This window comes from Paenibacillus sp. J22R98, from assembly GCF_059383835.1.
Window position 1 is genome coordinate 305,175 of sequence record NZ_JBXENW010000007.1, and the last position, 26,174, is coordinate 331,348.

Below are 26,174 nucleotides of genomic sequence, written 5' to 3' on the forward strand. Positions count from 1 at the left end.
ACGTCTCATAATTTCGGTGCGCATTGCCAATACTACCCACAGGTGGTGGGTTATGGTGGATCATGTCATCAAAAAACTCGGGAAGAGTCCCGACTTTCAACATCAGCATATTTTGCTCGGCGGCAAGCATGTTGAACTCTTCGCACTTTCGAGCCTCGTTGATGTCGCGGCAACCGTATGGCGGATCAAAGAAACCGCTTCTGCCGAATCCTATTCATGGGAACAGCTGAAGTGGACACTTGGCGCTGAAGAAGCGGCGAAGGCAGAGGACCATGTTCAAGGTCTTTTGGAAGGACGTGCTCTTCTCTTTACCTCGAACCGCTCGGAGGCCATTTGGGTACAGCCTCTGTCTCAGAATTTGAACCGATCGATTAATGTCCCGAACAATCAAAACATCCTAATCTCATCGCAAACCGGCTTCATCGAAGATATTATGACGAACGTGGGCTTGATCCGAAATGAGCTTCGTTCCGCACATCTGAAGCAGTCTCTTGTGCTCGTTGGCTCTACGCATAAGCAGCGCATGATTATTCTATCGCTCGATAATACAGTGGATGCGGCACTGCTTGCGGATTGCGAGGCAGCCATTCGCGCCCATGCCAACGAAGACTTTACCTCTACTCGCCAAGTAGCGAAGTGGCTTCGTCAGCAGCCGTTATGGAGCCCGCTCCCCTGCTATAACAGAACGGAGTCGCCTCATGAAGCCTGCCACTATCTGAAACAAGGACGGATTGCGCTGCTGATCGAGGGTTACCCGGAAGCGATCATCATTCCCGTACATCTTGCCGACTTATTTATCTTAGATACGGACCTAGACTTACCTTCAGCTCTTTCCGTCATGATTATTTTCTTCCGCGTCCTCGGCGCGCTCATTGCCATAATCGCTCCAGCGGCCTATGTCGCATTAGTTTCGATCAATCCTGATGTCATGAAGCTGGAATTGATTTATTCCATCGCCCGCAGCCGTGTCGGTGTTCCTTACCCATCGTTAACGGAAGCGCTCATCCTGCTCTTTATTATTGAAATGCTCCTCGAAGCTATCGTCCGATTGCCCAAGAGCATCGGACCGGCCATGACGATGGTAGGCGGGATCATCCTCGGACAAGCGGTTGTCGAAGCGCAGCTAGTCAGCAATTTGCTGATCATCGTGCTTGCCGCCTCTACGATCGCCAACTTCACGATTATTGGCTATCAATTCGCGCTAACTGTTCGACTGTGGCGATATATCATGCTATTTTTTGCCGCCTTGTTCGGCCCTCTCGGCATCGTGTGCGGCTTATTTTTACTGCTCTCCCTAATAAGCAATGTCACGATACTCAGTAAGCCGTTTGTGCCAACCACAGCTTCGAGGGGAGGGAGACCGAATCGATGAAGCAAGGCGTCTCGATAGCCGTTTTATTTATCGTGCTCCAATATGGTCTGCTCATGTTTATTTTCCCCCAGAGCATTATCCAGTCCCAGCCCTCCGGTCATTGGATGACAGTGGTGCTTGGATGGCTGCTCCAAGGCCTCTTGCTTCGCTTACTTATTGGGGGATTTAAGGAAAGCAAAGAGGATCTGCTGCTTTGTTTCTTACAAACGAAAACAGCATATCGATTTATTTGGCTGTGGCTGATAACCATTAGCAACATTCTGGTCATCACGATCATCATTCGCGGCCACTCCCAATTGCTCAAAATGTTATTTCTTCCGAATACGCCGATCTGGGTGTTAATGGCGCTCCTGCTCTTCTCGTCGTTATGTATTTCGTATGCCGGGCGAAATTCGTTATTGCGTCTCTCCATTCTCGTAGGAATATTTGGACTTCCACTCATCATCATTAGCCTCGCGAGTACGTATGGCAATCTATCGCTAAACATGATCAGTCCGCTCGTACCGACATTCTCGTTCTTGGGGGAAGCGAAAATATTGCCTTTGTTCTTTATCTTCTCCCATACGATCGGTGTAATCGGTTTTTTTGGCCCGCTCTCTAACGTCTCCAAGCGCTGGCTCTGGGGAGCTTGGTGCATTTCGTTATTTTTTTATTTGATTATCGTTTATATCCCGCTTGGTATGTTCGGGCATGAAGGCGCAGCGCCGCTGCGATATCCGCTAATCATTGTTTTGGATTCCATCAGGGTGAATTGGTTTTTCTTTGACCGGCTTTCCTTGTTCTATGTGATGGCTGTCTTGCTGAGCACGCTTATGAACGTCACGGGGCTTCTTTGGCTCACCCGGGCAATGGCCTGTCGTTCATCGAGGTTAACCAAATGGATGACGAATCCAATCACGGTATCCGTGCTGGTCCTTATATTGGCACTGCTAATCGTTAATATGGGGGATCTGGAAAAATTGTCAGAATGGGGGGCCCCTGCCCGATTTGGGCTAGTGCTGGCAATAGCGATAGCCGGAGCTTACTACCGAAGACAAGCGCGGCATAGGAGATGACCTGACTTGATGATCTTACGTCATTGTAAACCTGCAAATATTCTCGTAAGCCTCTCCTGCGTACTGCTGCTGAGCGGATGTTGGGACAGCCATGATATCAATCTACGAACCATGCCCATTATCGTTGGTATTGGCAAAGGCGAGACTCAAGCCTTCGAAGTCACCTTGCAGATTCCTATTCCTGCCGAGAAAGCATTTTCGATCAAGACGATTTCGCATGAATCCAGCTCGGTCAGCTCAGCCTTCGATAATATGAGAGTCAATATCGAGAATTACATCGATATGTTAGATATCGAGATGGTCGTCTTTCATGAATCGGTCGCTGTCGAAGGGCTGGAGGATGAATTCAATAATGCCATCAGAACGAGAGGCATTCCGCCCCGATCATTAGTAGCCATTACGGATGCGAATATGAAGGAGCTGTTTACCAATACGAATCAGGCCATTCAATCCGATGTGACGACTTTTTTTAAATACTCCAATAAAGCAGCCGGCTGGACACCTAAAACAGCCAAAACCAAACTGTGGGAAGCCTATGAATCAACGAAATCCTATACCGAAGACGTGATTATCCCCATTATTCGTCCAGGTAAGGAAACGGTGCTTGCCTTTCCCGGATCTGCCGTTATGCGAGAAGGTAAGATGGTGGCTCGCCTGGGGAAGGAAGAGACCATGTTCGCTAACGTGGTTACAAACCGATATCACGGTGCTGCGATCGAGGTTCTAAAGAGTGCAAATCTGACGATTCTAAGCGCCAAATCGAAATGGAAGGCTAGATTAACGAAAGAAGGGCCTGTTTTAGACAGCAAGCTCTTCGTAAAAGCAGCCCTTACTGAAAGCAGAAAGGATGCTTCCGAGGGTGAATTGACCAAGGAAATGGAATCGTATATGACCGAGCAGCTGACACGGTTAACAGCCAAGCTGCAGAAATACAAGAGCGATCCTCTTGGCTTAGGCAATCACTTTAGAAGCAAGCTTCCGCTCCATGATCTGAAGCGTTGGCGAAGCGACTTTTATCCGAAGCTGAAAGTGAATTATAAGGTTAAAGTAGTCATCAACAATTTCGGAAATTTAGAGCAAGAGGAATGAATAAGGGCTGTCCCCGTGTGGGACAGCCCTATAGCCACTTCCATTACTCCCAAGGAATTATGCTGTCTCCTCTAAGCCTCGCCAGTCCTTCTACGAAGAAGTAATCGCCGTAAATCAGCGGTACATCGACATTTTTGCGCTCCGGATAATGACTCGTGCCGTGCAAAATAAGTCCTTCTTCCTTCTCGTCGTCGAAGGCTCCGTAATTCCGGTAGAGCGACTCCAATATCCGCTCGCTTGCTTGCCTATAACTGCTCGATTCCGTTTCAGGAACTAGATCGGCGAGCAGCAATAAGCCGCAAGCAGCACATGCCCCGGCAGAAGAATCGCGAAATGTCTTTGTCTCGGACGGCGCGCGGAAATCCCATGCTGGTACGGCGTCCTCGGGCAGCTGCGAGAGGAAGAAATGCGCCACTCGTTTGGCGGCATCGATATATTCTTGACGACCCGAATGCTTGGCGGCTAGAGCAAGTCCATAAAGAGCCCATGCTGTCCCGCGTGACCATGCAGATTCCGGGGCATAACCTTGGCCGCCAATATATTCCGCAACCTCCCCTGTCTGCGGGTCGAACCGCACGATATGCCGAACCGATCCGTCCGGTCGAATGAAATGCGCGAGTACGGTGCTCATATGCGCTTCGGCGATATGAGCGTAACGCGGATCGCCGCTTTCCCGCGAAGCAAAATATAGCAGAGGCAGATTCATCGCGCAATCGATGATCGCCAGACCTGCATTGTTATCGCCTTCCCGCCAAGGATTCCAAGCGCGGATATAATTGCCTTTCACATTAAAACGGCCTGCCAAGTGACTCGCTGCTTTGAAGGCTCGCCTACGTGAAACTTCACCGCCGCTCAGCTTGTAATTGAAAACGCTGGTTAGCGTCCACATGAAACCTGAATCATGATCAAGATGGTCGAAGCCGTCTAACACTTCATCAAGCTTAAGCTCACATTGCTCCGCTAACGCTTGAAATGCTGGATCGCCTTCACGCAGCAGCCACAGCATCCCCGGCCAGAACCCAGCCGTCCACCAATGCGGCTCCTCCAATACATATCGGCCGCCCTGACTTGCATGAGGGAATTCGGCTCCGATTCGGGCACTTGTTCGTTTCACCTTCAGAATCGTCTGCTCCCACGCCTCATTCACCCATTGCATCGCTGTTGTTTCCGAATGTGCAGTCTCCACCACGCCGAGTCACCTACCTATTCCAGAAATTTGAATTGAAACGCTAGCTGAATCTCGCTGCCCTCTATCCTTTCTACCCTTCGATCCAAGTAAATGCGAGAAAAGCTTTCTTCCTTACCAAAGTGATTCGAGTAACTCCGCTCTTCGATCCGCACCTCGTAGCAGCCAGGTTCGTACGCAAGCCGTACGGACTGCCTATCGCCTTGCAGCATAATTTCACCGTCAGCCATAAATTTCGGCTTGTTGCGGGTTATGATCGTCTCCGTTATAGGGGCGGGCTTCCCGGCAAAATGAAACGTATCCCGCAGCTCGAGAATCGGCCGTTCGGACTCCTTGTGCCAGCAGAATCGCCGCCGGTACGAAGTCAGCCCGCTTCTTGGATAACAAGAAGCCAGCTCCAATTCGAAGCGATCTTCCTCATCGCTGGTATGCGCTTCAAGCACAACTGCCGCACTTTGCGCGCCAACCTCTTGTAGATGCCCGCCAATGATCGGCAGCGAGTGACCTTGCGCTCCGTTGCAATCATAGGCGTAACGACCTTCGCCGAAATAGTCTGCCGTATATTCACCGCTGCCAAGATCAGCCGCAAAAGCCGGGTCCCCATCTGCCAGCACAATAAAATGGCCAACGTCGATATGGTTATGCGGCTCCTGATTTGTTCCGCCTTTTGCTGCAAACCCAAAGCTGCCTGCATGCGTCGTACAACGCGAAATGAGCCACCCCGCATCCGGCAGAAACCAGCTGCCGGGCTGCCAGTTCTTTGCTCTTGGTGCTTGCGGCTTATACCAGATGAAATTGCGCAGGATATGGGCGAATCGCCAGCAATAATCATCGCCGAAACTTGCCTGTACAGAGAGTGGAGGATATTCTACTTCATCATAGTAGGAGGCCAAATAATCCGAGAGTCCGATATGAACATTCACAACAGGAACCGCATCGGAGAAATTAGCAGGCCGATTGCCGACAAGATAACAGCGCTGCTGAAACTGCGCAATAGCTCGCACCTTGTCAGCGGCGAGCAGGTTGGCTTTACCGCCAGTCCCGCGATTCAGCAAATCGGCGAAAGTAACAAAATAGCCGAAGCCGTAATTCCAATACCCCGGACCTTCGAGGCATGCACCATCCTCGCCAAAGCCGGACAGATAATGCTCCATAGTGATGATCGCTTTCTCTAAGATTGCGGACAATCGATCGGAATCCGATTCAATGAGAAGTGCAGCAGAGGCAATGGAACCGGCACAGACCGACGCCCAGTTATGATCCGCCGTTTCCCAGTGGTACGGGCCATAGTTCAAATAAGGAACCAACAGGCGCCGATCCACTTCAAGACGTATTGCAGCCTGAAGCGGGATCGATAGATGCCCATCGCCCGATACCGTTAAGATCTCTGACAGAGCGAAACCGGTCTCTGCCGCGAACAGATCAATATGGCGATCGATCGCTTGACCTCTCATATGTGCAGGCAAACACCAAGTCGGTTCCTCTAGAATCGCAGCTATGATTTCCTCAAGAGCGCCGGAGTAGCGCTTCTCACTCGGATACAAGAAGTGGAGCATGGCGAAGGTTGCCAGCCTTCTTCTTCGCTGAAAGTAGACAGCTTCATATAACAACCGGTTTCCCGTTCGCTCATAGAGCCCATACAACTCAGGCGAAAGCTCCGGGATTGCTGCTTGCTCAAGAAGCTGCCCTTCCTGCTCTACTTCCCGTACCTTGTCTGCATAATGCGGTGAACCTGCGATCTCCTGCCACTTGGCAGCGCTGCTTGCATTTGCGCCGTACATACTCTCTTCGGCAGAATGCCGTGGTCGCTCCTCAAGCCAACTCTTCAACCTGTCCTTCGTCCAATCTATCGCTACTGCCACACTCTCGCCTCCAGCTGAGTTGAACTAGTAAACTAGCGCGCCAGCCATCCGCCATCCACACAGAGGACGTGGCCGTTCATATAATCCGACGCAGCCGAAGCGAGGAACACGGCCGGTCCCTGCAAATCCTTTGGCAATCCCCAGCGTCCTGCAGGGATCCGCTCCAGGATCGCTTTGCTTCGCTTCTCATCCGCCATGAGCGGAGCCGTATTGCGCGTATCGATATAACCGGGAGCGATCGCATTCACTTGAATGCCTTTGCCGCCCCATTCATTGGCAAGCGCCTTCGTGATACCGGTCACGGCATGTTTGCTTGCCGTATAACCGGGTACATTGATGCCGCCTTGAAAGCTGAGCATAGAGGCAATATTGATGATTTTACCGCTGCCTCTGCTAATCATATGATTGCCTGCCAGTTGGCTGAGGAAGAAAACGGCATTCATATTCAGATCGATGACATCGAACCAATCGGAACGCGAGTGCTCTGCTGCCGGAGAGCGGCGAATCGTTCCGGCATTGTTGACCAGAATATCAACGCCGCCGAAATACGATGCCGCTTCATTAAACAACGGCTCCAAGTTATCGAGTTGACTCAAATCCGCCGAAATTTGGGCAGCAAGACCGCCATTACTACGAATCATGTGAACCGTCTCATTACTGTTCGAAGCGGATACTGCCACAATGGACGCACCCGCTTCAGATAAACCGATAGCGATCGCTTGGCCGATCCCGCCTGATGTGCCGGTGACCAGCGCTGTTTTGCCTGTTAAGTCAAAGCTCATCCTTATGCTCCCTTCTCTCCTATAAGAAGTGTCGCTCCTTCTTGCCGGAACTGCTCTGCCGTCTCCTGTGGAATGCCGGAATCCGTTATAATCGCACTTACCTCGTTCAACTTGGCGAATGTGAAGAGCGCACCTTGACCGAATTTGTAATGATCCGCAACGACGTAGGAGGTCTTGGCTGTCTCCAGCCATGCCCGCTTAATGTCTGCCGAATCTCCGGAATAGATCGTAAAGCCGGACTGCGCGTGGATGGCCGTGGCGGATAGGAACGCCTTGGCAATGTTCAATCTGCGAATGTAGGCTGCTGCCTCAGCGCTGATCAGCATATTGCGGATTTGATAACCGCCCGGTACGACCAAACGAATCGACGATCGGCGGGCCAGTTCCGCAATAATATGAAGATCATTCGTGATGACCGTAAGCGGCTCATCCGGCAGCAGTTTGGCAATGGCAAGCGTTGTGCGCCCGCCATCCAAGGCGATAACCTCGTTAGCTTCGATGAGCGAGACCGCCAGCTCTGCAATCTCTTGATGCTCGGCTGTGTATGGCGCTTCTTCTTGCTTCAGCGACATAATACCGAGCTGATTCTCCTGCGCCAGCACCGCGCCGCCATGAATGCGCTGCAGCAGTCCCTTCTGCTCCAGCTTCGCCAAGTCCTCGCGAATGGTCTTGCCTGTTACCTGCAGCTGCTCGCTAAGGTCTGTGACCATCACTTCTCGGGAAGCGAGCAGTATTTCCATGATTTTCTCGTATCTGCGCAAAGGGTTCATCGGAAACCATCACTTTCATGCTGAATTGCAGCTTTATTTTAAGTCCTTCATCGCGACGGCGTCCATGTCCTCGAAGGTTTGATTCTCGCCCGCCATCCCCCATATGAACGTATAGCTGTTCGTACCCACGCCGCTGTGAATCGACCAGCTCGGGGAGATTACCGCTTGTTCATTGCGTACGACCAGGTGGCGAGTTTCAGCCGCTTCGCCCATGAGATGAAACACCGCGCCATTATCGGGCATGTCGAAGTAGAAATACACTTCCGACCTGCGGTTATGCGTATGGCAAGGCATCGTATTCCACATGCTGCCCGGTTTCAGCAGCGTCATCCCCATTACCAGCTGGCAGCTTTGAATGCCTCCCGTATGAATGTAGCGGTAGATGGTCCGCTCATTGGAGTTCTCCAAGCTTCCCAGATGATTAGGGGACGCTTCGCTGATCGCAGCTTTGACCGTTGGATACGTCTGATGCGCCGGAGCAGAATTCAAATAATATTTGGCAGGCTGCGAGCCATCTTCACTTGCAAAGCTGACATCTCTCGCGCCGCGGCCAATATATAGGCAATCCTTGCTGTCCATGGCATAGACTTCTGCGTCCACCGTAACCGTGCCCTTGCCGCCGACATTAATAATCCCAATCTCCCGGCGCTCCAGAAACGTAGCCGCGCCGATCGTTGCAGGATCGACTGCGAGGTTCACCGAACCATTCACCGGAACTGCGCCGCCGATAATAAAACGATCCACATGAGAGTAGCTAAGCTTGAGTTCGTCAGGGGCGAATAGTTGTTGGATCAGAAACTCTTCACGAAGACGAGTCGTATCGAATGCTTTGACTTCATTGGGATGCGAAGCATAACGGATTTCCATGTGGGCACGATCTCCTTTTACGTTCATATAAGTTCGTTTAGTAATTTATATGTTCATATTAATTGAGGTTTGTTCAATGTACAAGAAGAAAAATCCAATTTCGTCTAAATAAGTTTTTGCCTCTCTGAATACGCTTCCTCTTCTATCCGAATGGGATGGATTTGTCATCGAACACAAGTTACAATACGTTGTGAGAGGATTGCGTCAATTGCCCGCAGTCAGCCTAGCAAGGAGGATATCGTTGTGCCTACATTAAGAGATATCGCTGAACGCGTAGGCGTTTCTATTTCGACAGTTTCTCGGGCCATTAGTGACGACACGAGCAGACCTGTGAGTGAGGAAACGAAACGTAAAATAAGAAGTGTCGCTGTCGAACTGGGATATAAGCTTGCTGATTCAGACCATCCTGAGGCTCAGAGCAACACGCCATTGAAGCAAGTCGTATGTATCATCCCCCAGTCCCTTATGGGAGATCATCCTTATTTCTCGCAAGTACTGGAAGGCTTCCACAGGAAAATGAGTGAGCTAGGGCAGCCCCCGGTCATCGTTCGTACCGTTGAGGAATTAAAGGATACGCAGCGTCTTGCAGCCATGCTTGGAGAAGCAAGCGTGAAGGGAGTTCTCGCCGTCAGCTGGTACGATGAAGAATTTTTCGAGCTGATGCAGAACGAAGGTGTCGTCCTTCTTGGCGTGAGCTTAAATGATGAATCCTTATCTGTGCCGGTAGTCGACTGCGATCGCGTAGCTGCAGCCCGAATGGTTATTCGCCATCTTGTGGAGCAGGGGCATACGAGAATCGGTTACATAGGCGGACCCGCCTTCTACCGAAAGATGGAGAACGATGAGCGGTATATCGGCTATCAATTCTCTATGCTGCAGTCCAATCTCGCCATCAATCCGGATTGGGTCATCGACACCAACTGGAACGTGAACGAAAGCTATACCCAAATGACCCAAATGCTCCTACGTGTACCGAAGTCCGATTGGCCAACCGCCATTTTCTGTGCGAGCGATATGCTTGCTATCCCTGCCATGCGAGCCGCTCTGGAGAAGGAATGCCGCGTTCCGGAGGATATTGCCTTTGTTGGAATGGACAATATTGCCTTCGCTCAATATACATCTCCACCACTTTCATCTATTCATGTACCTAAATTTGAAATCGGCAGTATAGCGGCGAAGGCGATGGTTGATCACTTAGATGGTCACTACTCGATTCCGCCCAAAATATTGCTTCCGTGCTCCTTGATCGTCAGAGAGTCATCAGACTATCATCGAAGTGCGAACTAATTTGTTCGTCTAATTGAGTCGTTCACTATAGATTAGCCCGACGGTTTGCGCCGTCGGGCTTTTTAATTTGCCCAAACACCAAATCCAGCCATGGTTATATCCAAAAAATCGATGTAATCCATACAAAATCAGTCATAATTTTTGGATAATTCACCGAATAGTTTGGATAAAACTTAGGAAAAACTTTATGAAATTTGACCATTCCTCACATTGAAAGCGCTTAATTTTATGATAGAATATTGAAATATAACTAATGACAAGGAGAAAATACAGCATTTTCAATGGACCCGCCCTCTATCCAAACAGTCCGCAACTTTATCCAAAAATATTATAATTTTTGGATAAAAAGATTGACAGTTTATTCCCACCTCTCTTATGATAGGTGCATGTTATGAAACGTAACATCGAGATCAATCAACGAGGTACACAAAGACTAAATTACAGTCGAGGTGATAAGAAATGGCTATCCGAACTGCCCAGGCTCTGCAAAATCCCATTCGGACGACTGCCAAAACGGGAAAGAAAAAAGCCTTTTGGAATCGTATCTTTCGAAATTGGCAGCTCTATCTGCTCATTTCACCTGTTCTCGCCTACTTCATCGTGTTCAAGTACATCCCCATGTACGGTGTTCAGATTGCTTTCAAGGATTTCATTGCAAACAAAGGGATTTGGGGAAGCCCTTGGGTTGGCTTCGATCATTTTCATCGGTTATTCAATAGCTACTTCTTCAAACGCTTAATCAGCAACACGGTTGGTCTCGGCCTTTATTCACTCGCGGTAGGATTTCCCATTCCGATCCTCCTCGCTCTTCTGATGAACGAAGTTCGAGCAGAGAAGTTCAAGAAATTTGTTCAAACCGTTACCTATGCGCCACACTTCTTATCCACCGTTGTAGTGGTTGGCATGATGATGATGTTCCTGAATCCACGGTACGGTCTAGTCAATACCATGATCGAACTGTTCGGGGGCAATCCGATTAACTTCCTCACCGAGCCCTCCTGGTTTAAAACCTTATATGTGATGTCCTCTGTCTGGCAGACGACAGGCTGGAGCTCTATCATCTATCTGGCCGCGCTCGCCGGCGTAGATCATCAATTGCATGAAGCGGCTCGCGTAGACGGTGCAACTCGGCTGCAGCGCATTTGGCATATTAACATCCCCAGCATCCTGCCGACAATTATCATTCTGTTTATATTGGAGCTCGGAAACGTGATGTCAATCGGCTTCGAGAAGGTTCTTCTTATGCAAAACACGTTAAATATGGGCAGCTCAGACATTATTGATACCTACGTCTACAGAAGCGGTATTCAGGAGGCAGATTTCAGCTTCTCAACCGCAGTCGGGCTATTCAGCTCCATCATCAATTTCGCCCTTCTGGTCAGTGTCAACTCGATATCCAAACGACTTAGTAAAACCAGCTTATGGTAAGGAGGTATACGAATGGCTGATCAGACCCGAGGTGACCGCCTCTTTAGCTTCATAACGTACTCGGTGTTAATCCTTGTCGTGATTGCCGTGCTTTATCCGCTTGTATTTGTCCTAAGTGCCTCATTCAGCGATCCCCAATACATAATGAGCGGCGAGATTCTGCTTTGGCCGAAAGGATTGACGCTGGATTCCTACAGTAAAATCTTCCATAACAGCGACATTGTCCGAAGTTTCGGCAACACGCTTCTGTACACCTCGCTTGGTACGTTCATTAATCTGCTGATGACGATATGCGGTGCTTATCCATTGTCGCGGCGTGATTTTGTCGGACGCAATGTGATCATGGCTCTGCTCGTATTCACGATGTTTTTCAGCGGAGGCCTCATCCCGACCTTCATTCTCGTCAAGAAGCTCGGCATGCTGAATACCCTGTGGGTTATGGTCATTCCAAGCGCGGTATCGATCTGGAATATTATCATCATGCGTACATTCTTCCAGCAGACCATTCCCGGCGAGCTGCAGGAAGCGGCCACAATCGATGGTTGCTCCAATTTTCAAATTTTGCGCAAGGTAGTCCTGCCTTTGTCCATGCCTATCATTGCAGTAACGATTCTTTTCTATGCGGTTGGACATTGGAATGCGTTCTTCAATGCCCTCCTCTACCTATCTGATAAAAGCAAGTTCCCGCTGCAGCTCATTCTGCGCGAAATCCTTATACAAGGTCAAACGGATGACATGATCAAAGCGTCTACGGAATCCGCAATTAAGCAGCAGCGTGCCGTTGAAGGTATCAAGTACGCCGTTCTCGTCGTTGCTAACATTCCGATGCTCATCCTCTATCCATTCCTGCAGCGTTATTTTGTAAAAGGCATTATGATTGGCGCCATAAAAGGATAATTCCTTTGCGTGGATATAAATTGGATGGCTAAGGGAGGAAGAAACAATGAAGGTTGCAAAAATGGGGAGTATTCTGTTGACCTGCGCACTATCGGTATCCATGGTCTCTGCCTGCAGCAGCAATAACGGGAACAACAATGGCACCGGCTCCGCGACAAACAATGAAACGAGCGCACCTGCAAGCAAAGAAGAAGCAGCTGGGCTGAACACCGCTGGCTTCCCGATCGTGAATGACAAAATTACGGTGAAGGGGTTCGCAGCGAAGCTATTTGCCAATGCGGACTGGAACAATTTGAAGCTGTGGCAGGAATACGAGAAGATGACCAACGTTCATATGGTTTGGGACACCACACAGAAAGACAGTCTCAAGGAGAAACGGAATATTTTGCTCGCAGGCGGCGAATATCCTGAATTGTTTTATGCGTCCGCTTTCTCCCGCTCCGATCTGTTCAAATACGGGAAGCAAGGCGTATTCGTGCCGCTCAACGACCTGATCGATAAATATGCACCTAATTTCAAAGCACTCATGGATAAATACCCGATCATCGGAAAAGGCATTACGATGCCGGACGGTAATATTTACGGTCTTCCGACTATCTATGATCCTGAATTCAAATCTGTTTTCTATAACACGCCATGGGTCAAGAAAGAATGGCTCGACAAGCTGGGCATCGCAGAGCCGCAAAATCTGGATGACTTCTATAACATGCTGAAAGCCTTCAAGGAGAAGGATCCTAACGGCAACAGCAAGCAAGATGAGATTGCTTGGGGCGGTGTAGGTACAACCGGTCTGCTTGGATACTTGAAGGGCTCCTTCGGTCTTAATAATCACGGCAACTCCAATGCTTATGTCGATACGGATCCTTCAACAGGCAAGCTTCGCTTCGTTGCAACGGACCCCAACTACAAGGAACTGCTCCAATATGTAAACAAGCTGTACAAGGATGGTCTGTTGGAGAAGGATATCGTTTCCGTGCAGAGTGAAGAAATTGACGCCAAAGGAACAGGCGGTCTTCTTGCAGTCATCGACAACGTAGATCCTGTGGCCATTTACAATCAACAAGGCTATGTCGGTCTTCCGGTGCTGAAAGGACCTCACGGCGATCAGACCTATACCTATATTGGTTCTCCCCTAGGAAACATCGGGATGTTCGTACTGACGGATAAAGCTAAGAATCAAGAGGCGATGATGCGCTGGATGGATTATTTCTACAGCGAGGAAGGCATCAAATTGTTCTTCATGGGCTGGAAGGATCAAACGTACAAGGAGCAAGCAGACGGTACGGTCGACTACACCGATGAGATCAAGAACAATTCAAATGGCCTCTCGCTCGATCAAGCAGTCAGCCAATATTTAGTATGGCCTGGCGGCTACTATCCGGGATTTGTAAAGCAGCAGTTCTTTAAAGGCGCAGAAGGACTTCCAACGTCGGTAGAGAATGCGAAGAAATCAGAAGCACTTACACTTAAGCAGGATCAAATTTGGCCGGCATTCAATTTCACTAGCGAAGAGCAGACCGAGCTTACGACACTTGCTACCGATATTCAAACTTACGTAGATGAGATGAGAGATAAATTCATCGTAGGCAACGCTTCATTCGATGAATGGGACAATTATGTAGCAACACTTAACAAAATGGGACTTGATCGTTATATCGCAATCTACCAAGCTGCACTGGATCGTTTTACATCCCAATAAATGAACTCCGCGGTGCGAAGCTTCTTGACTGCGAGTGAATGACATATGAAGAAGGAGCACGAAGCTAATGAGTCCATTAACTGCTGTATTGATTGGTGCCGGATCTAGAGGTGCAGGGGGCTATGCGCCTTTTGCACTGGATTATCCGCATGAGCTGAAGTTTGTTGCCGTAGCGGAAGCTGATCCGGTACGCCTTGATAAAATGGCGCAAGCGCATGGCATCCCGCCCGAGCACTGCTACGAATCCTGGGAGGGACTGTTGGCACAGCCCCAGCTTGCTGACATTGCCGTCATTTGCACGCAGGATCGGATGCATTATGAGCCCACGATGCAAGCGTTGAATACGAAATATCACGTCCTTCTAGAGAAGCCGATGTCGCCGGACCCGCTTGAGTGTCTGGATATGGAACAAGCGGCCAGAGACAATGATCGTCTGTTATCCATCTGTCATGTGCTGCGGTATACGCCCTTCTGGTTAACAATCAAACAGGCGATTACAGATGGGCGAATCGGGGAGGTAGCCTCCATTCAATTGAACGAGAATGTAGGATATTGGCATATCGCGCACAGCTTCGTGCGCGGCAACTGGAACAATTCGGACAAATCCAGTCCGATGATATTGGCCAAATCCTGTCATGATATGGACGTCCTCTCCTGGCTCATGGACAAACCGTGTACCCGCGTCAGCTCCTTTGGTTCCTTGATGCATTTCAATGCAGACCATGCTCCTGAAGGCTCCGCGGAGCGCTGCCTTGACTGCTCGGTTGAATCTACCTGTCCGTATTCGGCACCTCGATTCTATTTGAGCAATCAGTTCAAAGGCTGGGCACGGCATTTCACGCCGGATCTGGTTAAGGAAAATATCGTTCAAGGTATGCGGGAGACCGACTATGGCCGCTGCGTTTATCGAAGCGATAACAATGTCGTTGACCACCAGGTCGTGAACATGGAATTCGAAGGCGGCGCCACGGCGATGTTCAGCATGTGCGGCTTTACGTTCGAGCAGGAGCGAAGAATTCAAATTATGGGCACGCGGGGCGAGCTTCGGGCGGAAGAGGATAAAATTACGCTGTATGATTTTCTGACTCATCAGAAAACGGAAATTACGATTCCTCCCCAAACAACGGGACACGGCGGCGGTGATGCCGGAATCGTCCGCAGCTTCTTAAATGAAGTGCGACACTACAACGGTCAGGAAGGTTTAACGTCCGCTGCCGCATCTGTTCGCAGTCACTTAATGGCGTTTGCAGCAGAGGAATCCCGTCTGAATGGCGGTAAGACGATTGTGCTAACGGATTATGCGAAAGACTTGGCTGCAGCCAAATAAGCCGAATATGTAAAAGGAGGAGCAAGAGTTATTCTTGCTCCTCCTTTCCGGTTAGCGGTACCTTTACAAGCCTCTACGATTTCACCGTAATCTGCATCCCTTTAATAAAGTTCTTCTGAAGGGCAAAGAACAGAATAAGCGTCGGAATAGACGTTACCACGATGCCCGCCATCAGCGTTGTAATGCCTGTCGAGATATAGGTACCCTGCATAGCGGCAAGCCCCGACATGATCGGACGAATATCATCGCTTCGCGTTAAGATTAATCCGAAGATGAGATCATTCCAGATAAACGTGAACTGGAACAAGAACAAGACAGAGATCGGCGGCACCAAGAATGGGAATATGATCCGAAAGAGAATCGCGATGGTCGAATAGCCGTCCATTTGCGCCGCTTCCACATATTCACGCGAGATCGTTGTCATGAAGTTACGCAGCAAGAACACGCAGAACGGGATACAGATGGCAGTATAGAACAGACACATGCCAAAGAACGAATCATAGATGCCCACTTTCTGATACCCCGAGAATAACGGGACCAGATACATTTGGAAAGGAAAGATTGTGCCGCTATAGATAAGCAAGAACCAGTAGAAGGAACCCTTCAAGCGAAGGACAACCAAGCCGTAAGCGGCAAAGACCGAGATTAGAATACTAGCTGAAGCCCCCACTACACCATAGGTAAAGCTGTTCTTCACATATTTGGTGAGTTTCCCTGCATTCAACGCTTCCTCTAAGTTCTGAAAGAGGTGAAAGCTCTTCGGCCATGCCCACATACTTCCATTCATGAAATCCCCTATCGATTTCGTAGAATTCATCAGCACTAAGATAACCGGAGCAATCCATAATATGGCTAATGCGATGACAATGAAATATTTGATTCCATTTGCAAGCTGTTTCATGCCCTCAATCCTCCACTATCGTTTTCTTCAAATAGAACCAAGATGCAACAATGGATAATACCGTTAAGAGAATAGAGATCGCCGCACCTTGTCCGAAGTGGAACAGCATGAAGGATTCACGATACATCGTAACAGCCAGCGTTTCCGAAGAACGATAAGGCCCGCCTTGCGTCATGACCCAGATGATATCGAAAGTCTTAAAGCTATTAACCAGCGCTAACCCCAGCACAACAATCGTGACCGGATTTAAGAGAGGCAGCGTTATTTTCCAGAACATATGGAACCGATTCGCACCGTCAATCGCGGCAGCCTCGAACGGATCCTTCGGCAATGATCCTAAACCAACGAGAAACAGCAGCATATTCGTGCCGGCTCCCTGCCAGACGGAAGCAACGAGCATGGCGAATGTATTATAGTAGGGCGTACGCAGCCAATCCTTAGCCCAGGATTCAAGCCCCATATGGGTGAGAAGATAGTTGATTCCGCTCGAGGAGAACAGAAAGATCCAAATGACACCGACAACTGTCAGCGACATGGCGTATGGCATATAGAATAGATTTTTGAAAAAACGTTGTCCCTTAATTTGCTGCAGCAGAATACTGAGCAGAAGTCCAAGCCCAACCGGCAGGATCAGAGACAATGCAACCCACATAAAGGTATTCTTGAGCGATGTAATATACGTAACATCACTAAACACTTCGATATAGTTACTCAAACCGACCCAGTGAGACCTCGTTAATCCATCCCAATCCGTAAAGCTGATAAAGAACGTGTAGATAACGGAGGAAACAAAAAAAACAGTGATCATCAGGGCGGCAGGTAATACATAAAGCAAGGCTTCTCCATGTTTCTTGAAGTAGTTCATCTTGTCACACTCCCATAGGTCCCGATAATAAGCAGGGTTAAGAGGCAGCTAACGCCCCTTAACCCTATCGACTATTATTTATGTTCTGCCCAGTACTTATCTGCTTTCTTCTGGATGTTGTTCAGGACATCCATGTATTGCTCCGGGTTGAGCATGAAGCGGATAAATTCGCTTGAACCGTACTCGGAAAGCTCGGATGGTGTTGCTTCCCAGTAACGAGTGATCGCCGTATAGTTGTCTTTGGAAATGTTGTCGACAAGCGCTTTGATCGTTGGGCTGCTTGCTTCCACATCCTTACGAGTCGGCACGCCGCCGAACACTTTGAGCAGCTTTTCATTCGTTTCTTTTTTCGTTAAGGAAATGGCCGCTTTAATGGCATCATCGCGGTTTTTGGCATTTTGCGATACTAGGAACGGTGTAATCTCAGAGATGACGGTATGACCGGCTTCCGGCTTAATGGCTGGCATGATGAACGAGCCGTAGCCTTCTTCAGGTTTCAAACCAACGCCGTTCAGGAAGCTCTCATACCATGTTCCAACCAAGTACATGCCGATTTCGCCTTTCACGAATGCCTGCGGAATTTCGGCATCCATCGTCATCGGTTTCGAGAAGTAACCTTTGTCGTACATCGATTTCCACAGCTCCATTACTTCTACCATTTCCGGATCCGTGTATTTCGCTTGACCGACAACGAGCTTATTGTAGAAATCAGGATACGAGTGGATGAGCAGATCCTCGAACCAGATAAAACCGTTCCATGTATCTTTGATCGAAGTACCGAATGGGGTAATGTTCTTCGCTTTCAGCGTATCGCTGATTTTCATCAGTTCATCCCATGTTGTAGGCGGTGTTAAGCCATTATCTGCGAATACCTTCTTATTGTAGAAGATCGTCCAATAATGCGCAGAAGCCGGAATTCCGTAAACCTTGCCATCGACCGTCAACGGACCTGCGAGTGAAGGCAGGATGCCATTGCCATCCGCGCTAAGCTCTTTCCATTGCTCTGTCATATCGGCCAGGTTGCCGCTGTCCGCGAGCTCTTTTAATTTATAACCGTTCCACCATTTGAAGAGATCAGGTGCTTCTTGTGTTGTAAATCCGATACGCACCGCCGTTTGATAAGCCGTTGTGTCCGTGTAAGGAACCCCTTCGAAGGTTACGTTATCTGACGCTTGGACGATAGGGTTGATGTCCTTTATGTAATCGGTAAGTGGCGCGAAATCATAGTAGAATTGCGCATTAATCGGCTTTGCTTCTTCAGCTGCCGGCGCATTATTCGTCGTATTGTTTGTAGTCGCCGCCGTATTGGTTTCTGACGCTGAAGTGTTGTTCGAGCCGGAATTGTTGTTGCTTGAACAGCCAGCTACTACAAGAGATAAGCTTGACAGCGCTACCAAACTGCTGAGCACCACGTTTTTCTTTTTCATTCTTTGGTTCCCCCCATTTGTTTTGACTGGACCATGTGAATTGTCTACTGCTTCATTGTATAGGGGGATCGCTTAGGTTCCCATCTAGGAAATATAGATTATCTTGGAGTATTTATAGTTCTGTATTCTTGAGGTGAAGCGCCGCAGTATTTCTTGAACAAGGTAGAAAAATAAGCCGCGTCGTTATATCCCACCATTTCGGCAATTTGATAGGTTTTCAAATCGGTGTGGACTAACTGCTTCTTGGCTTCTGCCATCCGCACTTCGGTTAAGTATTCAATGATGCTTTTACCTGTCTTCTTCTTGAACATCACGCTCAAATAAGCCGAATTCATGTAGATGTATTCCGAGATCGAAGTTAACGTTATATTCTCGCTGTAATGCTCCCGGATGTACTTCATCACTTGCTCTGACGTCCGATTCTCGATTTTCCCCTTCTTGCTGTCCGAGCTGATCTCCTTAAGCACCTTGATTAAAGGATTCATCCTCGCATAGAAGGAATCTGCCGCCTCCATCATGCCGATTTCCGCGCCGAGATCATACTCCTGATCCCCTAGCTCCTTCACGAAATGGCGCAGCAACGAATGGAAAACAATCCTCACTTCTTTCTCCATGCTCGCGACAGCATCTAGCGATAATTCTGCTTGCTTCAGCCCTTCATACCATTGCTTGAGCCGCTCGATAACGCTATCTGCTTGCTCCAGATCGAACAGCTCAGCCAGTTGGTCCATATAGGGTTTAATGGAATGGTTCGTATTATGGCTTGCGTGAGAATAGAAGATTATGAAATGACTGTCGGAGATGAGACGGTACTTCAGAACCCGCGTCGCTTCTTGATAACCGGTCGACAGCTGTCGCAGGTCATGCGTTTTCGATATGCCGATCGAAACGGTTATTTTCAATAGCTCTCTGCTTTTCATTACGATCTGGCTGCATAATGCAAGCACGATTTCTTCGTCCATAACGCCCTCATACAGCACGATCAGCGCTTCCTGCTCGTCATAATAGCAAGGGGCATAACCTGTTAACTCCTCTACGATATTGTGGAGGGCATATTTCATTAATGTCCAATCGCTTTTGCCATATTTACTCTTCGTCTCCAGCTTCTCTTCAATTTGAATCGCGAATAGCGAATAGCTGGCCGCCTTCAGTCGTATGCCAATATTCTCAGCTTCGGTCATGATGGTCTCTACCTGCTGTACCTTATCGCGCTGAATAAAATTACGCAGAAACTCATGCCTGATGAGATACTGATTCTGATTCAGAATCCCCTTGAGCTTCACTTCTTCGAGCATTTTCTTCTGCACAGCGGAAAACTCAACCTCTATCTTGCCTAGCAGCTCTAAGAGATCGTGATACATAATGGGCTTTAAAATATAATCCTTACAGTTCAATTTGAGTGCTCGCTTGGCGTACTCAAAATCATCGTATCCGCTTAACACGATGGAGCGTATATTGGGGTTCACCTGCATGACTTCCTCTAAGAGCTGCAGCCCGTCCTTCTTGGGCATCCGAATATCCGTAATAATAAGATCCACACCAATATGAGAGAGCTGCTCCAATGCTTCTTCACCATTGCCAGCCACCGCAACGACTGAGCCATTCAAGCCCATCCGCCCAATCATCTTCACAAGACCCTCTCGGAGCAGATCTTCATCTTCAACGATCATGATTCTCATTGCGCAGCCTCCTAGGGATTTCGATATAAAATGATGTTCCTATTCCTTCTGTACTTTGCAGTGTGAATTCGAAATCCCCTTCGTACGAAAGCGCGATGCGATTGTACACATTTTGCAAGCCGATGCCGCCCGACTGATCCTCGTATTCCCTCAGCCTCATCATCGTTGCATCAACGGTCTGCTGATCCATGCCCACGCCGGAGTCCTTAACCGAGATAAACAACCGGCTGTCGCCGGAATCCGCCAGCTTCTCGCCGACATGGATGTTAACCAACCCTTCTTTCCCTTTCGGAACAATCCCATGGATAATCGCATTCTCCACGATGGGCTGAATCAATAGCCGAATGACCAGCCAATTATTGACGCTTTCGTCGATTTGCAAGTCGAACTGAATGAGTGGGAAGCGGAATTGCATAATCCGAATATACGTCCGGATATAATCGCATTCTTGCCGTACCTCAACCCACTCCTCTTGGCTGCCGATCGAGTAGCGCAGCAGCTTGCCGAGCAGGGAGGACATGTCCGAAATTTTATAGTTCTCGTCAAGCTCCGCCTGCATGGTGATTGCACTTAAAGTGTTGTAGAGAAAATGAGGATTAATCTGCGATTGCAGCGCCTCGATTTCCGACTTCTTGCGCCTTCGCTCCGTATCCGTAACCGTGTCGATGAGATTATGTATTCGCCGAACCATGAGGTTAAAGCTGTTGGATATCATGCCGATTTCATCCTTGCGCTTGAAGCTGATCGTATCGATAATGAAGTTTGTTTTCGAAGCCTGTTGCATAATCTTGCTTAATTTCCAGAGCGGCCGCGTAATGCGATAGCTGAGCAGATAGACAATGACCATGGTCAACAGGATGAAGACAATATTCGCGAGTAAAATCCATTTGCGAAGCTGATCCACCTTCTGAAATAAGAGATGCTCCGGAACCATGCCAACCAGCTTCCAGCCGGTCAATTCCGAATCATAGCTGACGTGGAATTGCTGCTCTTGGTTGTTCCAATCCATCCGCTCCTCGGTCCTCTTCCCGTTCAGATCAAAGATGACGCGATCTGATTTGTCCAGGATCAGTAAATCCCCCTCCTGCAAGAAGTTCTCGTTGTCCTCCTGCGTAAGGAAATTCAATTGAAAAGCGAGCTGGATCGTTGCCGTAACGTGAAAGGTATTCGGGTTGATAATCGTGCGCGTTACCGAGAACACGGTTTCCCCATCCGCTAACTTAACCGGCGGCCAAACGAGGCTGCCCCCATTCAGTTCACGGGTGCGATCGATCCAATCTTTATTCGCTTCCACATAATCCTTGCCCAGATGAAAGCGGTTACCGTTTATGTCGACAAAATTAACGGCATAGATGTTATCATCCATTTCTCTGAGCATCGACAGCCAACCATTGATTTGCACGCGTTCATCATAGGGATAACCGTACAGGCCATGCTTATTAGTCCGATGTCTTTCGAAAATGCTCATTAACGTACTATCGTATTCAGGGTTTTTGGTTATTCCGGTGACAAGCTGAATATAACTATCCATCGTTCGCCCCGAGTTATTCGTAATGCCCTTCAGCCACGTGATGGCATCCTTCTGCATCTGAGTCTTTATGGTAGAGAAGGTAAGGAAATTGATGAGGACCGATGGCAGCAGCACGGTCAGGAGGATAACGAGCATTAACCGGTGCTGGAAGGAAAGAGGTTTCCGAATCATGATCGTCTCCTTATTTGACAAAATTCGCATTAATTCAAGTATGCTTGAAATTTGAAGAAAGTAAATATCCGTTTACAAGGAAACGCGAAAAAAACCGCTCCATTCCCTACTAGGAAATGAAGCGGAAGCTTTGGATTAATTTACACCCCGTACAGTAAATCCGTAAGCAGGCAGTGTTACCGTGTAGCTCGATGACGTGATAGCAGCTGCTCCGCCAGCTTCACTCTTGAGCCATTCGGTGACAGCGCTTTGTAGCTGTTCTGCGCTTTGATCAGCTTAGGTGAGCCATCTTGTAAAAACTAACCCCAATATCCTACTTGCCAGCTCTTTAAGCGGTATATCCGCTTACAGCATGAAAAACCGACCAAATGACACTCCTTTAGCGAAATAGTCGCTTACTGCGCCGATATTCTTGTAAAACTAACCCCAATCTCCTACTTGCCAGCTCTTTAAGCGGTATATCCGCTTACAGCATGAAAAACCGACCAAATGACACTCCTTTAGCGGAATAGTCGCTTACTGCGCCGATATTCTTGTAAAACTAACCTCAATCTCCTACTTGCCAGCTCTTTAAGCGGTATATCCGCTTACAGCATGAAAAACCGACCAAATGACACTCCTTTAGCGAAATAGCCGCTTACTGCGCCGATATTCTTAGTTTGGTTTTCGTGCTGAGAGTCGGTTTTTGCGACTCTCAGCACCATTTCGGCGGAGTTTTGCTGCTGAGAGTACGATTTTACGACTCTCAGCAGCGCCGGTATCTCTTTTAGGTTAGTTTTCGTGCTGAGAGTCGGTTTTTGCGACTCTCAACATCATTTCGGCGGAGTTTTGCTGCTGAGAGTGCGATTTCCCGACTCTCAGCGGCCGTCGGCACAAAAAAAGGAACCCAGCCCAAGGCTGCGTTCCTTTTCCTAACCTATTCCTTATACGGATCGATCGTTTGGATCGTACCGTCCTCATTGTAATGCAGCTCCGTGAACTTCACGCTGCGTTTATGATCGACTCCGCCGGATAGGGAGGCGTCATGGTAGAACAGATACCATTTGTCCTGAAATTCCACGATGGAGTGATGCGTTGTCCAGCCGAGAACCGGGGTCAGGATCGTGCCTTTGAAGACAAACGGTCCTTCCGGATTGTCGCTCACGGCGTACACGAGCTTATGCGTTGTTCCGGTGGAGTATGAGAGATAATACATGCCGTTATATTTGTGCATCCAAGGCCCTTCGAAATATCGGCGATCCTCGTCACCCGCTAGGATCGGATTACCATCCTCGTCTACGATCGAAATTTCCTTCGGCGTTTGTTTGAACGTCAGCATATCGTCGCTCAGTTCAGCAACTTGAGGTCCTAGTGCCGGAGCATTCGCATCCGGCCCGGCAGCTTCAGGCAAGTAAGTGCCGGTCTGCCACTTCTCCAATTGGCCGCCCCATAAACCGCCGAAATACATATACGCTTTGCCATCATCATTCACGTATATCGCAGGATCGATGCTGAAGCTCCCGGGAATGTAGTTGTCCTCTGCCTTGAACGGACCAGTAGGAGAAGTACTTGTCGCGACACCAATGCGGAAGATGCCATCCTTGTCTCTAGCCGGGAAGAACAAATAATACAGGTTATTCTTAAAAGCTGCGTCCGGTGCCCACATTTGCTTGGACGCCCAAGGCACGTCTTTCACATGAAGCGCTTCTCCGTTATCCACGCAAGGCGAATCTATATTGTCCATCGACAGCACATGATAATCTTCCATCGCGTACTGATCGCCGTTATCGTTAGTCGGTCCGTCATGGTCGATGTCATGGGAAGGATAGATATACAGCTTCCCTTCAAAAACATGGGCAGATGGATCTGCTGTGTATATGTGCGTGACAATTGGTTCGTTAGGTGACGCGACTCGTGCTTTTGTGTTCATGATAAACGCTCCTTCTCTATTACGTAATCGCTTTCATCTTATTATAGAAATGTTTTCACCTCTCTTCACCAGGTAAAGTATTGATCTTACTTATAAAACTTTAGAACCTGCCGACTTTACAAATAAGCATACTGAAGCAAAATACTGATTCCAATGCCAAAGAGCGCGCCAACAAACACTTCAATCGGCCGATGACCGAGCATCTCTTTCAGCATGGGATCGACTTTCTCATGCCGCTGCACGGAGAGCTTCTTAGCGATCCGATTAAGCAGCGAGGCATGCTCTCCCGCATGCCTGCGAATGCCTGCCGCATCATACATCGTAATGACGGCAACCATACAAGCGATTGCAAACATACTCGAAGAGAACCCTTCCTTGATGCCGACTGCTGTCGTCAATGCCGCCACGGCCGCGGAATGCGAGCTTGGCATTCCACCGGTGCTGAATGCTAGCTTGAGATCCAGCGTCCTATGCGTAATCAAATAAACGGGAACCTTTATAAATTGCGCGATGAATATGGCAGCCAATCCTGCGACCAATGGGTAATTATGAATGACGCTCATTTTATGCCGACTCCCTGCTTCAATATGACATCCGAGTAACAATATAGGCTTTCCAGAATGTGAGAATCGCATGCATTACTCCCCTACAATCTGCAAGCTGTTGATAGCTATCGCCTTTTCTTAACCAGTACCCTAACTAGCAAACAGGCCATAAGAAGAACTGCAAGGTCCTGAACAAGCCCCTTTCCCACTCCCCGTTTCGACGAAACCTCTTGGTTGCTCTCTCTTCTTGTTTTGGCCAGCGTAAATTCTTCCGGTGCTACTTGAAAATCAAACTGATTCCGATTGGTGTCCTTATTGCGCTGTAAGCGAATATCGAATTCATAGTCACCGGGTTTAAGTATGGGGGCATTACGGAAAACGAGCTGCTCCGGCTTTCCCGGCAGGAAGGCAACATTGCTGCGTGTAATCGCAACACCGACGTTCTTGAACCTATAATCGTTCTGAGCGGAACTTAACGCTTTGCCTATCTGTACGGATAGGTCGCCAAGCTGTTCCTCCGCCCCCATATTCTTAATGATCAGTTCGATAACAGGCTGTCCCGAAGGCATGTAGCGGTATTCATAGTGTTCGATTACGAGGTCGGACATGGCTGGAAACATATCGCACTCTCCTCTCCCGCATCCCCCGTCATCTATGATGCTGTCAGCATGAGATAAACCAGGAACACTGCCGCAAGCGCAAAACGGTAATACGCAAAAGGCTTCAATGTGAAACGTTCCAGCAGCTTCAAGAAGGTAATAACGGCTAGCAGCGCCACGAGGAAGGCGACAATAAATCCGGTTGCGAAGAAGCCTGCGTCTGCGGCAGTCAACGTGTCGTAACTCTTGATCAGCTCATACCCACTTGCAGCAACCATCATGGGAATCGCGATCAGGAAGGAGAAATTGGTCGATGCCCGGTAGCTAACACCGGCTAATAATCCACCGGCAATCGTAGCACCGGAACGGGAGAAGCCTGGCCATAACGCCAGACATTGAAATAAACCGATCATCAACGCCTGCTTATAGGTTAATTGGTCGATGCCCTCTGCTTGAACAACGGCTTGTTTCTTCTGGCCAAGCAGCATGAACCCCCCGCCTAATACCAAACCAGCGAGCACCGTATAGGGGGAGAACAAGTAGCTTTTGATAAAAGAATGCAAAATCAAGCCAAGCGCCATAGCCGGGAAACAAGCCACGATCACATGGATGAGATTCAGCTTATGAGTCTGAGCCGACGAATCGCTTGCCGGTACATTTGGATCGATCTTCAAACGAGTAAAGCCGAGCAGATTGAGTATCCGCCGCCAATAAATGACTGCTACGGCCAAGATGGCGCCTAGCTGAATGATGATTTCGAACGTATCTGCCTTATCTCCGGAGAATCCCATAAGCTTACCCGACAATATCAAATGTCCCGTCGAGGATACCGGCAGAAACTCTGTCAGTCCCTCCACAATTCCTTGGACGATAGCAGTAATTATATTTTGCATGAAAAATTGAGCACACTCCCTTTGTTTAATGGT

At 48.6% G+C, this 26,174-nt stretch carries 22 protein-coding genes; 8 read left to right on the forward strand and 14 right to left on the reverse strand.

The features are described from left to right. Window positions 1-52: 52 nt before the first annotated feature. Genes AC50Y3_RS20760 through AC50Y3_RS20770 form a run of 3 tightly spaced genes read left to right on the forward strand, consistent with a single transcriptional unit; the run spans window position 53 to window position 3,516 of the window. The gene (locus tag AC50Y3_RS20760; RefSeq protein WP_494820630.1) at window positions 53-1,372 is read left to right on the forward strand and encodes a spore germination protein; all 1,320 of its coding nucleotides are present in this window, start codon (window positions 53-55) and stop codon (window positions 1,370-1,372) included. After that, entirely contained in the window at window positions 1,369-2,427 is a 1,059-nt protein-coding gene (locus tag AC50Y3_RS20765; RefSeq protein ID WP_494820631.1) for a GerAB/ArcD/ProY family transporter, read from the forward strand. The genes AC50Y3_RS20760 and AC50Y3_RS20765 overlap by 4 nt, the downstream gene beginning before the upstream one ends. A gap of 9 nt (window positions 2,428-2,436) precedes the next feature. Next, the gene (locus tag AC50Y3_RS20770; RefSeq protein ID WP_494820710.1) at window positions 2,437-3,516 is read left to right on the forward strand and encodes a Ger(x)C family spore germination protein; all 1,080 of its coding nucleotides are present in this window, start codon (window positions 2,437-2,439) and stop codon (window positions 3,514-3,516) included. A gap of 43 nt (window positions 3,517-3,559) precedes the next feature. On the opposite strand, the gene AC50Y3_RS20775 is transcribed toward AC50Y3_RS20770, so the two are convergent. The 5 genes from AC50Y3_RS20775 to kduI are packed head-to-tail and all read right to left on the reverse strand — an operon-like array spanning window position 3,560 to window position 8,983. Continuing rightward, window positions 3,560-4,672, reverse strand: a complete 1,113-nt coding sequence (locus AC50Y3_RS20775; protein WP_494820711.1) for a glycoside hydrolase family 88 protein — start codon at window positions 4,670-4,672, stop codon at window positions 3,560-3,562. A 47-nt stretch (window positions 4,673-4,719) separates the two neighbouring features. Then, entirely contained in the window at window positions 4,720-6,564 is a 1,845-nt protein-coding gene (locus tag AC50Y3_RS20780; RefSeq protein WP_494820632.1) for a heparinase II/III family protein, read from the reverse strand. A 32-nt stretch (window positions 6,565-6,596) separates the two neighbouring features. After that, window positions 6,597-7,346 (reverse strand): 2-dehydro-3-deoxy-D-gluconate 5-dehydrogenase KduD, encoded by a 750-nt coding sequence (gene kduD, locus AC50Y3_RS20785; protein ID WP_494820633.1) that lies wholly within the window; start codon window positions 7,344-7,346, stop codon window positions 6,597-6,599. 2 nt (window positions 7,347-7,348) lie between these two features. Continuing rightward, window positions 7,349-8,116 (reverse strand): DeoR/GlpR family DNA-binding transcription regulator, encoded by a 768-nt coding sequence (locus AC50Y3_RS20790; RefSeq protein ID WP_494820634.1) that lies wholly within the window; start codon window positions 8,114-8,116, stop codon window positions 7,349-7,351. A 33-nt stretch (window positions 8,117-8,149) separates the two neighbouring features. Further along, window positions 8,150-8,983: a 5-dehydro-4-deoxy-D-glucuronate isomerase gene (gene kduI, locus AC50Y3_RS20795; protein ID WP_494820635.1), complete on the reverse strand. Its 834-nt coding sequence runs from the start codon at window positions 8,981-8,983 to the stop codon at window positions 8,150-8,152. Between the two features lie 243 nt (window positions 8,984-9,226). Here kduI and AC50Y3_RS20800 point away from each other — a divergent pair, with 243 nt between their 5' ends. The 5 genes from AC50Y3_RS20800 to AC50Y3_RS20820 all read left to right on the forward strand — a co-directional run bounded on the left by AC50Y3_RS20800 (window position 9,227) and on the right by AC50Y3_RS20820 (window position 15,621). Continuing rightward, window positions 9,227-10,270 carry a LacI family DNA-binding transcriptional regulator gene (locus AC50Y3_RS20800; RefSeq protein WP_494820636.1) on the forward strand — a complete coding sequence of 348 codons (1,044 nt, stop codon included), beginning with the start codon at window positions 9,227-9,229 and terminating at the stop codon, window positions 10,268-10,270. 459 nt (window positions 10,271-10,729) lie between these two features. Beyond that, window positions 10,730-11,698 carry an ABC transporter permease gene (locus tag AC50Y3_RS20805; protein ID WP_494820637.1) on the forward strand — a complete coding sequence of 323 codons (969 nt, stop codon included), beginning with the start codon at window positions 10,730-10,732 and terminating at the stop codon, window positions 11,696-11,698. A 12-nt stretch (window positions 11,699-11,710) separates the two neighbouring features. Next, the gene (locus AC50Y3_RS20810; RefSeq protein ID WP_494820638.1) at window positions 11,711-12,595 is read left to right on the forward strand and encodes a carbohydrate ABC transporter permease; all 885 of its coding nucleotides are present in this window, start codon (window positions 11,711-11,713) and stop codon (window positions 12,593-12,595) included. 46 nt (window positions 12,596-12,641) lie between these two features. Further along, window positions 12,642-14,294, forward strand: a complete 1,653-nt coding sequence (locus tag AC50Y3_RS20815; RefSeq protein WP_494820639.1) for a type 2 periplasmic-binding domain-containing protein — start codon at window positions 12,642-12,644, stop codon at window positions 14,292-14,294. Window positions 14,295-14,361: 67 nt separating this feature from the next. Continuing rightward, on the forward strand, window positions 14,362-15,621 hold the full coding sequence (locus tag AC50Y3_RS20820) for a Gfo/Idh/MocA family protein (protein ID WP_494820640.1): 1,260 nt from the start codon (window positions 14,362-14,364) through the stop codon (window positions 15,619-15,621). A gap of 73 nt (window positions 15,622-15,694) precedes the next feature. Here the strand turns inward: AC50Y3_RS20820 and AC50Y3_RS20825 are convergent, their stop codons facing one another. The 9 genes from AC50Y3_RS20825 to AC50Y3_RS20865 form a co-directional block, all read right to left on the reverse strand. Next, entirely contained in the window at window positions 15,695-16,522 is an 828-nt protein-coding gene (locus tag AC50Y3_RS20825; RefSeq protein ID WP_494820641.1) for a carbohydrate ABC transporter permease, read from the reverse strand. A 4-nt stretch (window positions 16,523-16,526) separates the two neighbouring features. Further along, window positions 16,527-17,387, reverse strand: coding sequence for a carbohydrate ABC transporter permease (locus tag AC50Y3_RS20830; RefSeq protein ID WP_494820642.1), 861 nt, complete (start codon window positions 17,385-17,387; stop codon window positions 16,527-16,529). Between the two features lie 74 nt (window positions 17,388-17,461). Then, on the reverse strand, window positions 17,462-18,814 hold the full coding sequence (locus AC50Y3_RS20835; protein ID WP_494820643.1) for an ABC transporter substrate-binding protein: 1,353 nt from the start codon (window positions 18,812-18,814) through the stop codon (window positions 17,462-17,464). 98 nt (window positions 18,815-18,912) lie between these two features. Further along, entirely contained in the window at window positions 18,913-20,493 is a 1,581-nt protein-coding gene (locus tag AC50Y3_RS20840; RefSeq protein WP_494820644.1) for a response regulator transcription factor, read from the reverse strand. Continuing rightward, window positions 20,474-22,195 carry a sensor histidine kinase gene (locus tag AC50Y3_RS20845; protein ID WP_494820645.1) on the reverse strand — a complete coding sequence of 574 codons (1,722 nt, stop codon included), beginning with the start codon at window positions 22,193-22,195 and terminating at the stop codon, window positions 20,474-20,476. Before AC50Y3_RS20845 ends, AC50Y3_RS20840 begins: the two co-directional genes overlap by 20 nt. A 916-nt stretch (window positions 22,196-23,111) precedes the next feature. Then, window positions 23,112-24,104 carry a glycoside hydrolase family 43 protein gene (locus AC50Y3_RS20850; protein ID WP_494820646.1) on the reverse strand — a complete coding sequence of 331 codons (993 nt, stop codon included), beginning with the start codon at window positions 24,102-24,104 and terminating at the stop codon, window positions 23,112-23,114. Between the two features lie 116 nt (window positions 24,105-24,220). Continuing rightward, window positions 24,221-24,667 carry a divergent PAP2 family protein gene (locus AC50Y3_RS20855; protein ID WP_494820647.1) on the reverse strand — a complete coding sequence of 149 codons (447 nt, stop codon included), beginning with the start codon at window positions 24,665-24,667 and terminating at the stop codon, window positions 24,221-24,223. Between the two features lie 107 nt (window positions 24,668-24,774). Beyond that, window positions 24,775-25,269 carry a hypothetical protein gene (locus tag AC50Y3_RS20860; RefSeq protein ID WP_494820648.1) on the reverse strand — a complete coding sequence of 165 codons (495 nt, stop codon included), beginning with the start codon at window positions 25,267-25,269 and terminating at the stop codon, window positions 24,775-24,777. A gap of 32 nt (window positions 25,270-25,301) precedes the next feature. Beyond that, on the reverse strand, window positions 25,302-26,141 hold the full coding sequence (locus AC50Y3_RS20865; RefSeq protein WP_494820649.1) for an undecaprenyl-diphosphate phosphatase: 840 nt from the start codon (window positions 26,139-26,141) through the stop codon (window positions 25,302-25,304). Between the last annotated feature and the right edge of the window lie 33 nt (window positions 26,142-26,174).

What these genes read in the sequence shown, in the direction of transcription:
- AC50Y3_RS20820 (WP_494820640.1), top strand. Translation starts at nt 14,362, where the DNA reads ATGAGTCCATTAACTGCTGTATTGATTGGTGCCGGATCTAGAGGTGCA.
- AC50Y3_RS20770 (WP_494820710.1), top strand. Translation starts at nt 2,437, where the DNA reads ATGATCTTACGTCATTGTAAACCTGCAAATATTCTCGTAAGCCTCTCC.
- AC50Y3_RS20840 (WP_494820644.1), bottom strand. Translation starts at nt 20,493, where the DNA reads ATGAGAATCATGATCGTTGAAGATGAAGATCTGCTCCGAGAGGGTCTT.
- AC50Y3_RS20835 (WP_494820643.1), bottom strand. Translation starts at nt 18,814, where the DNA reads ATGAAAAAGAAAAACGTGGTGCTCAGCAGTTTGGTAGCGCTGTCAAGC.
- AC50Y3_RS20855 (WP_494820647.1), bottom strand. Translation starts at nt 24,667, where the DNA reads ATGAGCGTCATTCATAATTACCCATTGGTCGCAGGATTGGCTGCCATA.
- AC50Y3_RS20775 (WP_494820711.1), bottom strand. Translation starts at nt 4,672, where the DNA reads ATGCAATGGGTGAATGAGGCGTGGGAGCAGACGATTCTGAAGGTGAAA.
- AC50Y3_RS20845 (WP_494820645.1), bottom strand. Translation starts at nt 22,195, where the DNA reads ATGATTCGGAAACCTCTTTCCTTCCAGCACCGGTTAATGCTCGTTATC.
- AC50Y3_RS20860 (WP_494820648.1), bottom strand. Translation starts at nt 25,269, where the DNA reads ATGTTTCCAGCCATGTCCGACCTCGTAATCGAACACTATGAATACCGC.
- AC50Y3_RS20825 (WP_494820641.1), bottom strand. Translation starts at nt 16,522, where the DNA reads ATGAAACAGCTTGCAAATGGAATCAAATATTTCATTGTCATCGCATTA.
- kduD (WP_494820633.1), bottom strand. Translation starts at nt 7,346, where the DNA reads ATGAGCTTTGACTTAACAGGCAAAACAGCGCTGGTCACCGGCACATCA.
- kduI (WP_494820635.1), bottom strand. Translation starts at nt 8,983, where the DNA reads ATGGAAATCCGTTATGCTTCGCATCCCAATGAAGTCAAAGCATTCGAT.
- AC50Y3_RS20815 (WP_494820639.1), top strand. Translation starts at nt 12,642, where the DNA reads ATGAAGGTTGCAAAAATGGGGAGTATTCTGTTGACCTGCGCACTATCG.
- AC50Y3_RS20760 (WP_494820630.1), top strand. Translation starts at nt 53, where the DNA reads ATGGTGGATCATGTCATCAAAAAACTCGGGAAGAGTCCCGACTTTCAA.
- AC50Y3_RS20790 (WP_494820634.1), bottom strand. Translation starts at nt 8,116, where the DNA reads ATGAACCCTTTGCGCAGATACGAGAAAATCATGGAAATACTGCTCGCT.
- AC50Y3_RS20850 (WP_494820646.1), bottom strand. Translation starts at nt 24,104, where the DNA reads ATGAACACAAAAGCACGAGTCGCGTCACCTAACGAACCAATTGTCACG.
- AC50Y3_RS20830 (WP_494820642.1), bottom strand. Translation starts at nt 17,387, where the DNA reads ATGAACTACTTCAAGAAACATGGAGAAGCCTTGCTTTATGTATTACCT.
- AC50Y3_RS20765 (WP_494820631.1), top strand. Translation starts at nt 1,369, where the DNA reads ATGAAGCAAGGCGTCTCGATAGCCGTTTTATTTATCGTGCTCCAATAT.
- AC50Y3_RS20865 (WP_494820649.1), bottom strand. Translation starts at nt 26,141, where the DNA reads ATGCAAAATATAATTACTGCTATCGTCCAAGGAATTGTGGAGGGACTG.
- AC50Y3_RS20805 (WP_494820637.1), top strand. Translation starts at nt 10,730, where the DNA reads ATGGCTATCCGAACTGCCCAGGCTCTGCAAAATCCCATTCGGACGACT.
- AC50Y3_RS20810 (WP_494820638.1), top strand. Translation starts at nt 11,711, where the DNA reads ATGGCTGATCAGACCCGAGGTGACCGCCTCTTTAGCTTCATAACGTAC.